Origin of the sequence: Brevibacterium ihuae (genome assembly GCF_900184225.1) — a bacterium.
Lineage (GTDB): Bacteria > Actinomycetota > Actinomycetes > Actinomycetales > Brevibacteriaceae > Brevibacterium > Brevibacterium ihuae.
This window is the reverse complement of sequence record NZ_FXWZ01000003.1, coordinates 623,159-636,299: the sequence shown is the minus strand read 5'-3', so window position 1 is coordinate 636,299 and position 13,141 is coordinate 623,159. Positions and strand designations below refer to the sequence as shown.

General features: G+C 72.2%; 7 protein-coding genes. 3 read left to right on the top strand and 4 right to left on the bottom strand.

Annotated elements, in window-relative coordinates; all coding sequences use genetic code 11:
* Positions 1–34 precede the first annotated feature (34 nt).
* A complete protein-coding gene (locus C1A17_RS08250; protein WP_101652557.1) occupies positions 35–1,468 on the top strand; it encodes an amidase in 1,434 nt (477 codons plus the stop codon).
* 13 nt (positions 1,469–1,481) lie between these two features.
* On the opposite strand, the gene C1A17_RS08245 is transcribed toward C1A17_RS08250, so the two are convergent.
* Both C1A17_RS08245 and C1A17_RS08240 read right to left on the bottom strand, forming a co-directional pair.
* Positions 1,482–2,468 (bottom strand): hypothetical protein, encoded by a 987-nt coding sequence (locus tag C1A17_RS08245; RefSeq protein ID WP_101652556.1) that lies wholly within the window; start codon positions 2,466–2,468, stop codon positions 1,482–1,484.
* A 95-nt stretch (positions 2,469–2,563) separates the two neighbouring features.
* The gene (locus tag C1A17_RS08240; protein WP_101652555.1) at positions 2,564–3,307 is read right to left on the bottom strand and encodes a TetR/AcrR family transcriptional regulator; all 744 of its coding nucleotides are present in this window, start codon (positions 3,305–3,307) and stop codon (positions 2,564–2,566) included.
* Between the two features lie 103 nt (positions 3,308–3,410).
* Between C1A17_RS08240 and C1A17_RS08235 the strand changes: the two genes are divergently transcribed.
* Together C1A17_RS08235 and C1A17_RS08230 are read left to right on the top strand one after the other, a co-directional pair.
* The gene (locus C1A17_RS08235; RefSeq protein WP_101652554.1) at positions 3,411–6,203 is read left to right on the top strand and encodes an MMPL family transporter; all 2,793 of its coding nucleotides are present in this window, start codon (positions 3,411–3,413) and stop codon (positions 6,201–6,203) included.
* Positions 6,203–8,782 (top strand): YhgE/Pip domain-containing protein, encoded by a 2,580-nt coding sequence (locus C1A17_RS08230; RefSeq protein ID WP_101652553.1) that lies wholly within the window; start codon positions 6,203–6,205, stop codon positions 8,780–8,782. The genes C1A17_RS08235 and C1A17_RS08230 overlap by 1 nt, the downstream gene beginning before the upstream one ends.
* A gap of 82 nt (positions 8,783–8,864) precedes the next feature.
* Here C1A17_RS08230 and C1A17_RS08225 read toward each other — a convergent pair whose 3' ends face one another.
* Both C1A17_RS08225 and C1A17_RS08220 read right to left on the bottom strand, forming a co-directional pair.
* The gene (locus C1A17_RS08225; RefSeq protein WP_101652552.1) at positions 8,865–10,895 is read right to left on the bottom strand and encodes an FAD/NAD(P)-binding protein; all 2,031 of its coding nucleotides are present in this window, start codon (positions 10,893–10,895) and stop codon (positions 8,865–8,867) included.
* A complete protein-coding gene (locus C1A17_RS08220; RefSeq protein WP_101652551.1) occupies positions 10,892–12,970 on the bottom strand; it encodes an LCP family glycopolymer transferase in 2,079 nt (692 codons plus the stop codon). Before C1A17_RS08220 ends, C1A17_RS08225 begins: the two co-directional genes overlap by 4 nt.
* Positions 12,971–13,141: the final 171 nt, after the last annotated feature.

Below are 13,141 nucleotides of genomic sequence, written 5' to 3'. Positions count from 1 at the left end.
GTCCGGCGCGGCACCGACCGTCGGAAGGCCTCCCATGACCAGCGAACTCACCTGGCTCTCCACGCGGGAGCTCGCCCATCTCCTCGGGACCGGCCGGCTCAGCGCGGTCGAGGCGCTCGACGACCACCTCGACCGCATCGCGGAGGTCAACCCGACGCTCAACGCCGTCGTCACCCTCGACCCCGAGGGTGCTCGGGCGCGCGCCGCCGAGGCCGACAGGGCCTACGCCGCCGGCGAGCGGCTCCCGCTCCTCCACGGCGTGCCGATGACCCACAAGGACACCCACCACACGGCGGGGATGCGCACGACGCTCGGCTCCCCGATCTTCGCCGAGCAGATCCCGGAGACCGACTCGCTCGTCATCGCCCGCCTCAGGGCGGCCGGCGTGAACACGACGGGCAAGACGAACGTCCCCGAGTTCGCCGCCGGCTCCCACACCTTCAACCCGCTGTTCGGCACGACGGTCAACCCCTACGACCCGACCCGGTCCGCTGCCGGTTCCTCCGGCGGGGTGGGTGCGGTGATCGCGGCGGGCGTCCAGGCCTCCGGGGACGGCTCCGACATGGGCGGTTCGCTGCGGATCCCCGGCTCCTTCAACAACGTCGTGGGGATGCGGCCCTCGAACGGCCGGATCCCGCACCTCGCCCCGCAGCACCCCTGGGCGTGGCTCTCGCAGTCGGGCTTCATGGCGCGGACCGTGGGCGATGTCGCTCTCCTCATGCAGGCCGGGTGCGGCCCGGACCCCCGCGGCCCCGGATCGATCGCCGAGCCGGGTGCGGTGTTCGACCTGCCCGAGTTCCGGCTCGGCGCCGACGACGACCCCGACCTGACCGGGGTGCGGGTGGGGTTCGCGCCCGAACTCGGCGGGCGCATTGCGGTGGATCCCGCGGTGCTCGACATCGTCGGGGCCGCCGCCCCGGTGCTCGCGGAGCTCGGCGCGCAGGTCGACGAGGCCTGCATCGGGCTCGACGACGCCGACGCGGTGTTCGACGTCCAGCGCGCCTACGACTTCGCTCTCAACTGGGGTGATCTCGTCCGCGCCCGGAGCAGCGAGATCAAGGAGACCGTCGTGTGGAACACCGAGCGCGGGCTCGCGCTCACCGCCGACGACCTCATCGCCAAGGACCGGGCGCGCACCCGCCTGCACACGGCGGTGCGGGACTTCTTCGGCGAGCACGACGTGCTCGTCACGACGAGCTCCCAGGTGCTGCCCTTCGACGCGCAGATCGAATACCCCACCGAGATCGCCGGCCGCCCGCTCGAGACCTACCTCGACTGGATGCGCGCGGCGACGCTGATCTCCGCGACCGGGTGCCCGGCGATCTCCGTGCCCGCCGGGTTCTCCGCCGAGGGGCTGCCGGTCGGTCTCCAGATCGTCGCCGCGCCGGGGCGCGACGTCGAGCTGCTCCGGGTCGCCCACGCGTTCGAGACGGCCACCGGCCACCACCGGAGGCATCCGGAGATCTGAGGCCGGCGGTCGCTCAGACCGCGGGCCGGGCCGCCGTGGCGCGATCGTAGGCGTCGACGAGCGCCGACGCGTCGTCGAGCGTGCGGCGGAGCTCCTGCCGCGGGACGACGTCGAAGCCCTCCGCCCCGTCCGTTCCGGCGAAGCGCACGTACGGCTGTCCGGCGTGCGGGTCCTCGGCGGAGGCTTCCGCGCCGAAGCGCCAGGTGCCGAGTCCGGCGCGCCGGATGACCTCCCCGGCGTAGCGCACCGCCCCCGCGAGGTATGCCTGCTCGTCCGGGTCGTCCATGTCCCCGGCGGAGTCGTAGCGCTCGCGGAGATCGGCGGCGAGTCGGTCGAGTGCCTCGCGACCGTACTGCCACACCTCCATCCCGCCGCCCTGCTCCTGGATCCAGGCGGCGATCGCCGGCTCGACGCCGCTGAGGAACGCGTCGAGGTGGTCCTGCTCGACCTGCGTGGGCTTCTCCCCTCCGGCGGAGAGGTCGATCCCGGTGCTCGACCGGAACGGGGCGCCCTCCTCGCCGAACTCCGACAGCGCGCCGGCGAGGGCGGTGACGAACACGTCCCCGCGGCGCTGCTGCGCGGCGGTCATGAGGAGGGAGATGAGCGAGATCGGCTGTCCCGCGGCCTCTCCGGCCGGGGAGTCGGGGCGGATGAACGGCATCCCGTCACCGGTCCCGCCCTCCGGGTCGGTGTCCCACGTGCCGCCCACCGTGCGCAGCAGGGTCTCCCCGACGTAGCGGATGACGCCCTCGGAGAACGGCTGGTTCTCCGGTGCCGCCACCGCCGCCGGCGCAGGGAGCTTGGCGAGGGTGTAGGCCTCGACCCAGGGCAGGGATGCGGGGGAGAAGTCCTTGCGGAACTCCTTCTCCTCGCCCTCGCCCACGGTGATCGAGCGCGGGAGGTCGGCGGCGACGAAGGAGCCGAGCTTGACGGGCATGTTGGACAGGAAGGCCTGGAACTCGGCGCGCTGGGCGGCCGGTGAGGGGGTCTGAGAGGTCATGGACCCAGCGTAGTGGGCGCGGGCGGGCCGCGGCCGTCCGGCGCGACGGTGCGGGCCGGCGCCGGGTGCGGGAGGTGATCGCCGGTCGCGGCCGATCAGCCGCAGCAGTCCGGCTCGAAGACGGTGAACGCCTGGAGGATCCGGGTGGTCGGGCGCGGGTCGATGCGCAGCGGTCCGGATCCGCTCCAGTCCGGGATCGCCTTCATCGAGGCCTCCTTGGTGACGGTTGCGAGGAGCTCGACGAGCTCGGGCATCGGGATCGTCGCCCGTCCGCCCAGCCGGTCGAGCACCGCCCCGATGACCGTGGCGAACTGCTGGAAGTGCGCGTCGAGCAGCTCGTCGAACTTCCCCCGCAGCTCCGGGACGCGCATCGCGTGGAGGTGGATCTCCCGTTCCGCGAGGACCCATTCGGCCGACTCCGGGCTCTCGGTGAAGAAGCGTTCGACAGCGAGCTCGATGAATGTGTGCGGATCCGTGTCCGCGGTGCCGACGGCGCCGAGGATCTCGTCGAGCCCGGTGTCCGCGACGGCATTGACCCTCTCCATCGCCCGCGAGATCCCGGCGTCGCACACCGCGAGCACGAGCTCGTCGCGGGAGGAGAAGTTCGAATAGAAGGCGCCGCGCGTCATCCCGGCGGCCTCGGCGAACTCCTCGATCGAGGTGCCGGCCACGCCCTTCGCGGCGAGGAGCGGGATCGCGGCGTCGATGAGCTTCGTCCGAGTGCGGCGGCGCCGCGGCGAGATCTCCTGCTCGTCCCCGGCGAGCATGCGCGCCGCAGCGGTCTCGGTGCGCTTCGGGCGCACGGCGGGAGCGGCCCAGCCGCTGTCCACGGTGTTCATCGATCCGTCATGCCCTCATCATTCGTACCAACTTGCCATGCGGCCTACGGACCAGAATAATACACAACTGTATCCAATACATTTGTGTATCGAGAGTGGTGCTGTGTCCTCATTCCTCTACGACCTCGGACGGGCCGCCTTCCGCCGCCGGAAGACCGTGCTCGCGGTCTGGCTCGTGCTGCTCGTCGTGCTCGGCGGCCTCGCCGGACTGCTCGCCGGTGACTTCGACGACGACTTCACCCTGCCCGGCTCGGAGTCGCAGCAGGCACTCGACTCGCTCGCCCTCACCTTCCCCGAGGTCAGCGGCACCGCCGCGCAGGTGGTCGTCGTCGCCGCCGAAGGGGACGACATCACCGCCGAGCCCTACCGCAGCGCCCTCGAGGACTTCGCCGACGAGCTCGGCGAACTCGACTCCGTCAACTCAGCGACCTCGCCGTTCATGGACGGAATCGAGGGCGTGATCTCCGACGACGACCGGGCCGCGCTCGTCAACATCCAGTACGACGGCGCGGTCGCCGAGCTCGGCGACCCGGTCAAGGACGCCCTCGCCGAGGCCACCGACGCCCTCGTCGCGGACCTGCCCGAGGGCACCCAGGCCTCCCCGGGCGGTGAGCTGTTCGGCGTCACCGGGGTGCACCTGTCCTGGGTCGAGGCCATCGGCGTCGTCGTCGCCTTCGTCGTCCTCCTCTTCACCCTCGGCTCGCTGCGGGCCGCCGGCATGCCTCTCGTCACCGCGATCCTCGGTGTCGCGATCGGGATGGTCCTCATCGTGCTCGCCACCGGCTTCTTCGTGGTGAACTCGACGACCCCGATGCTCGCCCTCATGCTCGGCCTCGCCGTCGGCATCGACTACGCGCTCTTCATCATCTACCGGGCCCGCGACCTCATGGCAGACGGGCACTCCGCGGAGGAGGCCGCCGCCCGGGCGACGGCCACCTCGGGCTCGGCCGTCGTGTTCGCCGGCACCACGGTGATCATCGCGCTCGTCGGCCTCAGCGTCGCCGGCATCCCCTTCCTCACCGTCATGGGCGTGGCCGCAGCGATCACCGTCGCGATCGCCGTCTTCATCGCCGTCACCCTGGTCCCGGCCCTGCTCGGCTTCGGCGGGGAGAAGCTGCGGCCCAAGCCCCGGAAGGCGCGCCGCGACGGCACCGAGAAGCCGCGCTTCGACCGGCGGCTGTTCGGCGCCTGGGAGACCGTCGCGACGAAGGTCCCGGCGCTCACCGTCGTCCTCATCATCGTCGGGCTCGGGCTCTTCGCGATTCCCGCCCAGCGCCTCGAGCTCGCCCTGCCGAACAACGGCGGCGCCGAGGAGGGGACCCCGGCCAAGACGAGCTACGACCTCATCGAGGAGCACTTCGGCCCCGGCTTCAACGGCCCGCTCGTCATGACCGCCGGCATCATCTCCTCCACCGACCCGCTCGGCGACATGGAGTCCCTGGCCGAGGACATCGAGGCCGTCGACGGCGTCCACTCCGTCGTCATGGCCACCCCCAACCGGACCGCCGACACCGGGATCGTGCAGATCATCCCCGAGTTCGCGCCCGACGACCACCGCACCAACCAGGTCGTCGAGGACCTTCGGGGTCTCGCCCCGCAGATCGAGGACGACTACGGCTTCGACACCGCGGTCACCGGCTACACCGCCGTCGCGATCGACGTGTCCGACCAGCTCGGCAAGGCTCTGCTGCCCTTCGGCATCTTCGTCGTCGGGCTCTCGGTCGTGCTCCTCACCATGGTGTTCCGCTCGATCTGGGTGCCGATCAAGGCGACCGTGGGCTACCTGCTCAGCGTCGTCACCGCGTTCGGCGCCGTCGTCCTCGTGTTCCACGACGGCTGGCTGTCGTCGGTCATGGGCATCGCGCAGACCGGACCGGTCATCAGCTTCCTGCCGATCATCCTCATGGGCATCCTGTTCGGTCTCGCGATGGACTACGAGCTGTTCCTCGTCTCCGGCATGCGCGAGGCCCACGTCCACGGCGCGGGCGCACGCGAAGCGGTCCGCAGGGGCTTCCTCGGCTCGGCGAGCGTCGTCACCGCGGCCGCGGTCATCATGATCTCCGTGTTCGGCGCCTTCGTGCCCGCGGGCGAGGCGATCATCAAGTCGATCGCGCTCGCGCTCGCCGTGGGCGTGTTCGTCGACGCGTTTATCGTCCGCATGACTCTCGTTCCCGCGGTCATGGCGCTGCTCGGGGATCATGCCTGGCGCATCCCGAAGTGGCTCGACCGGATGATGCCTCAGTTCGACGTCGAGGGGGAGGGCCTGTTCCACCAGGTCGAGCTCCGCGACTGGCCGGAGCCGGGCGCAGACTACCGGGTGTATGGCGAAGGACTCGGCGTCGACTCCGGCGGCCCGGGGGCGCCGCGCCCGGTGTTCGACGGCGTCGACGTCGCGCTCCGCCCCGGGGACGTGCTCGTCACCACCGGACGCGGCAGCCGGGCTCTGCTGCTCGCCCTCTCCGGCCGGCTCCCGCTCGACCGCGGTGAGCTCAAGATCGGTGCGTTCGTCATGCCCGAGCAGGCCGGCCGCGTGCGGTCGCGCACGCCGCTCGTCGTGGTGAGCTCCGCGGATCCCGCGGTGAGCGCGGGGCCGAAGCGCCTCCGGGCGCTCGCCCAGAACCCGCCCGAGCTCCTCGTTGTCGAGCGCGCCGACCAGCCCGCCGACCCGGAGACCGCCGAGCTCGTCAGCGCGCTCGTGGCGGCCGCGGTCGACGCCGGCTCGGCGGTCGTGCTCGCCGTCAGCCACCCGCAGGCGGACTGGATGGTCCCGCCGCACACCGCATACACGTTCCTCGACCTCGACGACCACCGCGGCACCGGCCGGCCGGACGCAGCGGGGACGGATGACCGTCGAGACCGACCCGACCACGCGCAACTCATCGGAGGACACCGCTGATGGCTCTCTTCGAACGGGCCGATACCGGCCGCCCCGTCACCTGGTTCTCGATCATTGGACTCATCCTCGTCCCGGTGATCATCGCCGCCGGATTCGTGTTCGCCACGTGGCAGGCGAACGATCGCCTCGACACCGTGCGCGCCGCCGTCGTCAACAACGACGAGGGCGCCGAGATCGACGGACAGACCGTGCCGCTCGGCCGGCAGTTGTCGGCCGGCCTCGTCGACTCCGAGGAGGACAACCTCGAATGGGTGCTGTCCGATGACGAGGATGCCGCCGACGGGCTGGCCGCGGGCGACTACGCCGCCGTCATCACTATCCCCGAGGGCTTCTCGCGGGCGGTGATGTCGACTTCCGAGGACGACCCGATGCTCGCCCGCCAGGCGACGATCGACGTCGAGTCCTCGAAGGTGTCCCCGCTCGCCGACGCGACGATCGGCCAGGCAGTCGCCGAGGCAGCGCGTGGGCAGTTCAACGCGGGATTCACCGAGCAGTACCTCGACGGGATCTACCTCGGGTTCAACGAGATGGGCGACCAGTTCCGCGAGGTCGCCGACGCCTCGGGCGAGCTCGCCGACGGCACCGAGCAGCTCGCCGAGGGCACGGGTGCCGCCGCCGAGGGCGCGGTCGCCTACGCCGATGGCGCCGAGCAGCTCGACGCGGGCTCGGCCCCGCTCGTCGAGGGCGCGAACGGGATCTCCTCGGGCGCCGGCGGTCTCGCCTCGGGCGCGCGGGAGCTGTCCGACGGCGCCGGCGAGCTCTCCGAGGGCACCGGGGCGCTCGCCACCGGTGCGCGGGAGCTGTCAGACGGCACCGGGGAGCTCTCCGACGGGCTCGGCCAGATGGCCGACCAGACCGCCGAGCTGCCCGACCAGACCCGGCAGCTCGCCGACGGCGCCTCCCAGCTGTCCGACGGCGTCGACGAGTACACCTCCGGGATCGATGAGCTCGTCCGGGGCCTCAGCGAGTTCGACACCGGCGGGGAGGGCGGCTCCGTCGAGGACCTCACCGAGGGTCTCGACGAGCTCGCCGCGGGATCCTCGCAGCTCTCCGACGGGGTGTCCGCCGTCAACGACGGACTCGCCGACTACCAGCAGGGACTCGACGACCAGGCCGCCGCGGCCGGCGATCTCGCGTCCACCGCGACGAGCCTCGACGACCTCGTGGCCGCCGGCTTCATGACCGCCGCCGAGGCCGAGGGCACGCGCGCCGAGCTGTGCCCCGCCCGCACCCCGGACGAGGTGTGTGCCGGCATCGAGCGCGCCTTCGTCACCGGGCTGCTGAGCGGCACCTCCGGGGCGCTCGAGGGCGCCTCGGCCGGCCTCGACCAGCAGGACCCGCAGACCGGTCAGTCGATCAACTCCGGACTCGACGGGCTCGACGAGGGTGCCTCGCAGCTCGACGACGGCATCCAGGAGCTCGCCGACGGCCTCGGCGCCGCGCTCACCGGGCTCATCGAGGGACTCGAGGAGTTCACCGGCCGCTCCGATGAGCTCCTCGACGGCTCGCAGCAGCTCCGCGACGGCGCCTCCGGCCTGGCCGACGGCACCGACCAGCTCGCCGACGGCATGGGCGATCTGAGCGACGGCATCTCCGCGTCCGCGGACGGCGCCTCGCAGCTCGCCGACGGTGCCTCGCAGCTCGCTGACGGCACCGATGAGCTCGCCGACGGCGCCTCGCAGCTCGCCGACGGCTCGGGGCAGCTCGCCGACGGCGCCGACGAGCTCGCGACCGGCGCCGGGGAGTTCGCGACCGGACTCGGCGCGTACACCGACGGCGTGGGGCAGCTCGCCACCGGCGCCGGTGACATGGCGACCGGACTCGGCGAGCTCGACGAGGGCGCCGGGGAGCTCGCCGACGGCACCCGGCAGCTCGCCGACGGCCTCGAGGAGGGACAGGATCAGATCCCGTCCTACACCGCGCCCGAGCGCGACCGGCTCGCGACCGTGGTGTCCGAGCCGGTGGCCTCCGACGACGGCCTGCTCGGCTCGATCTCGCAGGCGTCGACCATTGCGCTCCTCCTCGTCATGGCGCTGTGGCTCGGTGCGCTCATCACCTACACGGTGATCCGCGCGGTGTCGGCCACCGCGGTGACCTCGCGGAGGCCGTCGTGGGCGATCATGGCCAAGGGCCTGCTGCCCGGTCTGCTCATCGCCGTGGTCCAGGCGGTGGTCCTCACCGTCCTGGGGCAGATCGTGCTCGACCTGGGGATCTTCGACCTCTCCGCACTGTTGCTGCTCGCGATCTTCGCCGGCATCGTGTTCATGGTGGTGAACTATGCGCTCGTTGCGTGGTTCGGCGGCATCGGCCGCTTCATCTCGGTTGCTCTCGTCGTGCTCGCGGTGGCCGGCAGGGCGCTCGGCGCCACCCCGGAGTTCTTCCGAGCGGTCGCCCCGTTCCTCCCCCTCACCCCCGCCTTCGACGGGCTGACGGCGATCGCGACGGGTGCGCCGGGCCTCGGAGCGGCCTGGGCCGGGCTGTTCGGCTGGCTCGTCATCGGCGCCGGGGCGGCGCTCATCGCCGTGGCCCGGGGACGCACGCTCACCGCCGGCCAGGCCTCCCGCCTCGCCCCCGCCTGAGAGTGCAATTTCCGAAGGTTCCTGAGAGCGGAACCTTCGGAAGTTGCAGTCTCAATCGGCAGGTCGACGCCCGCGGAGAGCCTCAGCCGGGGACGGAGGCGAGGATCGCCTCGGCGATGCGGTGGGCATCGATGAGCGATCGGGCACGCTTGCCCGGATTCGCCGCGATGGCGAGCCCCAGCTGCACAGCCGAGAGCTGGATCGACAGACAGTGCCGATGCGGATGGACCCGCCCGTGGACGTCGACCGTGCGGTGCGCGGGACCCGCGACCTCGATACCGCTGAGCGGCTGCAGGCTGCCGTCGGCGCGATGGTGCACCGCGACGGCGAGCTGACCGCGTTCGAGCATCCCGGAGATCAGCGTGTCCGCCGCATAGCGGACCTGATTGGCGGGCGAGGCGGCGTCGACGAGGGCCCGCGCGGTGATCGGGGTGTCGAGTGCCGGCGAGGCGGCGGAGAACGCTGCGGGGGCGCCGGCGCGCGCGGTGGTGATCCGCACCTCGGGCCCGACGAACTCGACCAGCCCGGCCTCGGTGAGCGCGATGAGCTCGGCGAAGCGCTGCGGGGGAGGGCCGTCGCAGATCCCGGACACGAAGTCCTCGAACCAGCCGCGAACCTCGGTGACGAAGCTCGTGCGGTCGATCCGGCCGTCCGCCACGAGCTCCTTGAGATAGGCGCGGGCGGCCCAGAGGACCGCGAACAGGGCCTTCTCCGGGGATCGCTCGGGGCCGAGGTGCGAGGCGGCGAGGTCGCTGCGCAGGAAGTCGAGCATCCAGGCGGTGAGCGAGTCGGGCGCGCCCGAGGCGCCCCCGCGCGTCGCGAACCTGGCCCCTTCGAGCGGGCGGAGCAGGGAGTGGAGGTCGAGGGCACGACCGGGATCCGCGAGCACCTCGGCCTCGATCGCCGACCACGCCGGGGAGGCGCTCGTCAGTCGGCCGGGCCGGTGGGCGGACTTGCCCGCCTCGACACGGGACCGGCGGCTGAGGTGGCGGTCGACGCCCTCCGCGAGCGCTTCGGTGATGCGACCCGGATCCGCGGCGAAGGCCTCGGGCTCCGAGAGGGCGAGCGCGGCGTACCAGGCGCGGCGGAGGTCGGCGAGGACGAGCGGCCAGAGCTGATCGTTGAAGTGGAGAGACGCGTCCTGCCCGGCGAGCCGGTCGATGCTCTCCGGGGTGAAGTACCGCAGCCGGTAGTCGGTGAGCGGGTGGTCGGGGGTGATCGGCTTGCTCCGGTACGGCACGCCGCGTCGGGAGGAGGGGACGAGGATCGGCTCGCGGCCGCTCGGGATGTACCGCAGCGCGCCCGGTTCGCCTTCCTGCTCGACGAACCTCCCGCCGCGGCCGACGGTGAGCACGGTCTGCAGGTCGAAGTAGTTGAGGCCGAATCCGCGGAAGATCACCCGCTCGCCTGCTTCGAGGCGCTCGACGGGCGCCTCGGCGGGCAGGTCCGGCGGCAGGTACGTCAGGCGGCCCGAGCGGGCGTACCGGGCGAAGGCGGCGCGCTCGTCGTTGAGCTCCGCGGGGATGTGGCCGACCGCGAGCACGACGGCATCGGCGGACACCGTGGTGGTGTCGGTGAGGCGGATGAGCTGGGTGCGCTCCCGAGGTGCGGCGCCGGCGGATTCGACCCCGGTGGGTTCGATGATGGCGGTCGCCGCCTGCGGGTGGTGGACGGTGGTGACGTGGTCGGGAGCGCCGTCGAGGATGTGTTCGTAGGCCCAGGTGAGGTATTCGCCGTAGAGGACGCGGGTGCTGAAGGTCGAGTCGGGGTCCGCCTCGCCCCCGCGAGCGCGGTACCACGTGCCCATGTCCGGCCCCGTCGAGGCGGGCGACACCTCGCAGCTGGGATCGGGGAACACCGTCTGCTCGCCGATCGTCGTATTCATCAGGAGGTCCGGGTCCTGATCCGTGCGCCACACGATGCCCGCCCCCGGCGGGTAGGGATCGATGAGGTGGATCTCGAGCGGTCGGGGATCCGGGGTGCTGTCCTTACGCGCGAGGGCGACGAGGCGCTCGTAGACGGTGAGGCCGCGCGGACCGGCGCCGATGATCGCGATCCGGTGGGCCGGCGACCGGGCGGCGGTCGCGGTGTCGGCGGGTGCCTCGGCCGTCACTGGCCGGCTCCCGCTCCCTCGTCGAGTCCCTGCTCCGGGGCGGTCGCGGGTGCATTCGGGTCGGGGTTGCCCGGGTAGCCCGGCCACGGGTCGCCCGGGGTGTACCAGTCGGGGAAGCACTGGCCTGCGGAGTCCTCGACGCCCGGTGCCGGGTTCTCGGTCGCCTCCGCGGTCGGCTCTTCGGGGGTCGGCTCGGCGGCGGGCTCCGACGGCTCTTCCGCCGCGGTCTCCTCCCCGGTGGCGTCCGCCTCGGCCTGGCTGGGCTCCTGCGGGTCGATCTGCTCCTGGACCCAGGCGTGGAGCGCGGCGTAATCCGGCTGCACGGTGTTGACGACGTCGTTGTTGATCTGGGCGGACTTGATCTCCGACTGCTGCATCGCGACCGCGAGCTCGATGAAGGCGTTGACCTCCTGCTGGGGGATGCTCGTCGCGATGTTCTCGCCCGCGCTGCCGGCCAGGCGCGGGTAGGCGACGGCGACCTCCTGCGGGTCGATCTGATCGATCGTCGTCTTGATCATGCGCTGCTGGCGGCACATCCGGTCGTAGTTGTCGCTGCCCTCGCGGGAGCGGACGTACCACAGCGCCTCGAAGCCGGTGAGGGTCTGCGGACCGGGTGCGATCCAGTTGAAGACCTCGTTCTTGAGGCCGGTGTTGAGGTTGGTGCCGCCGCCCATCGGGATCGGCCGCTCGACGTCGATCTCGACGCCGCCGATCGCGTCGATGACGTCCTCGAAGCCCTTCATGTCGACCGAGGCCCAGTAGTCGAGCCCGAGGCCGAGCGATCCCTCGACCGCCTGCATCGTGGCGTACATCCCCGGCTCGAGGCCGCCGGTGTCGCCGACCTGCTCGGGGTACTCCTCGGCCCAGGTCCAGACCGCGTTGATCATGCTCTCGCTGTAGCCGTAGGCGTTGAAGCCCTCGGGGAACACCGAGTCGAGCTGGGATCCCTCGGGGAACACCGGGAGCCCGAGGTTGCGGGGGACGGAGATCAGGGTGGTGGCTCCGGATGCGGTGTCGATCGAGGCGACGAGCATGGTGTCGGGCCGGGTACCCTCGCGGCTCTCCCCGGAGTCGCGCCCGATGAGGAAGACGTTGATGCGGGGCTGCTCGGCCCACAGGTCGTCCTTGTCGACGACCGGCCCGCCCTGGTTGCCGAAAACGGTGGCGACGGTGTCCGACTGCACGCGGGCATAGCTCGCCCCGACGAGGAGGGGGATGCCCACGCAGGCGACGAGCGAGGCGACGAGCACTCCCGCGAGCGCTCGCTGGGAGCCGCGCAGCTCGGTGCCGCGGCGCTGTTCGCGGTACGTCCGGAAGATCACGATGAACCACACGAGGGCGGCGAGGGTGAGGAGGACGGCGGAGACGTTGAGGAGGTTGGGGCTGGCGATGATGCGGCTGGCGGCGCGGAGCGGCCCGCGGTAGACGACGAAGGCGACGACGGCGAGGATCGCGCCGAAGAACCCGATGAAGAGCGCCCAGCCGAGCTTCGAGTTGCGGGCCTGGAGGATGCCCAGACCGGGGATCAGGGTGCCGAGGGTGGTCCACCCGACGATGCGCGGGAACGCGTCCCCGCGACGGCTGGTGTGCCGGGCGTGCGGATTCTTCTCCCGTGCGGCCGAAGCGAGCGAGGCCGAGAGCGAGGGCTTCCGATCGGATGCGCCGGGAGCGGACGTTCCGGCGGCGCGGGCCGAGGCGGTGGCAGCACGGGACGCCTTGGCGCGCGGGCTGCGCGGCCAGGTCCGCTTCTCGCGTGAGCTCTTCGCGCGGGTGGCGTGGCGCGGTGCGGCTGCGTGCTCGGAGGCCGGCCGCGGGGGAGGGGTGCTCGCCGCGGGTCCTGTGGGCGCCTGCTCGGTCCCGGCGGAGTCGGATGAGCGTGCGGGGCGGCCGGCCGGCCGGTCGTCCTGGTCCCCTTCGGCGCGGGACGCCGCCGTGGAGGAGCCCGAGGTGCGAGGAATGCCGGTGGCCTGGGCCTCGCCGCGGAGGCGCGGACGCTTGGATGCGCGGAACGACGACGGGGTCGACGGCTCACCGTCGGGACGCTCTGCGGGCGTCCCGTCCTCGTTCTTCGCCAAGTGCGGGCTCCTCGTGGTGCTGGTGCTGTCCGACCGGTGACGCGCGGGTGGAGACCCGGCGGGGACTGTCGTCCGGTCGGTGAACGTGCGGTGGACTCGAATGGCACGGCGGCCGAAGCCCGAGCGTACGTCGGTTAGCTGTGGGAACAGTGTAATCCGGGTGGGCGCGAG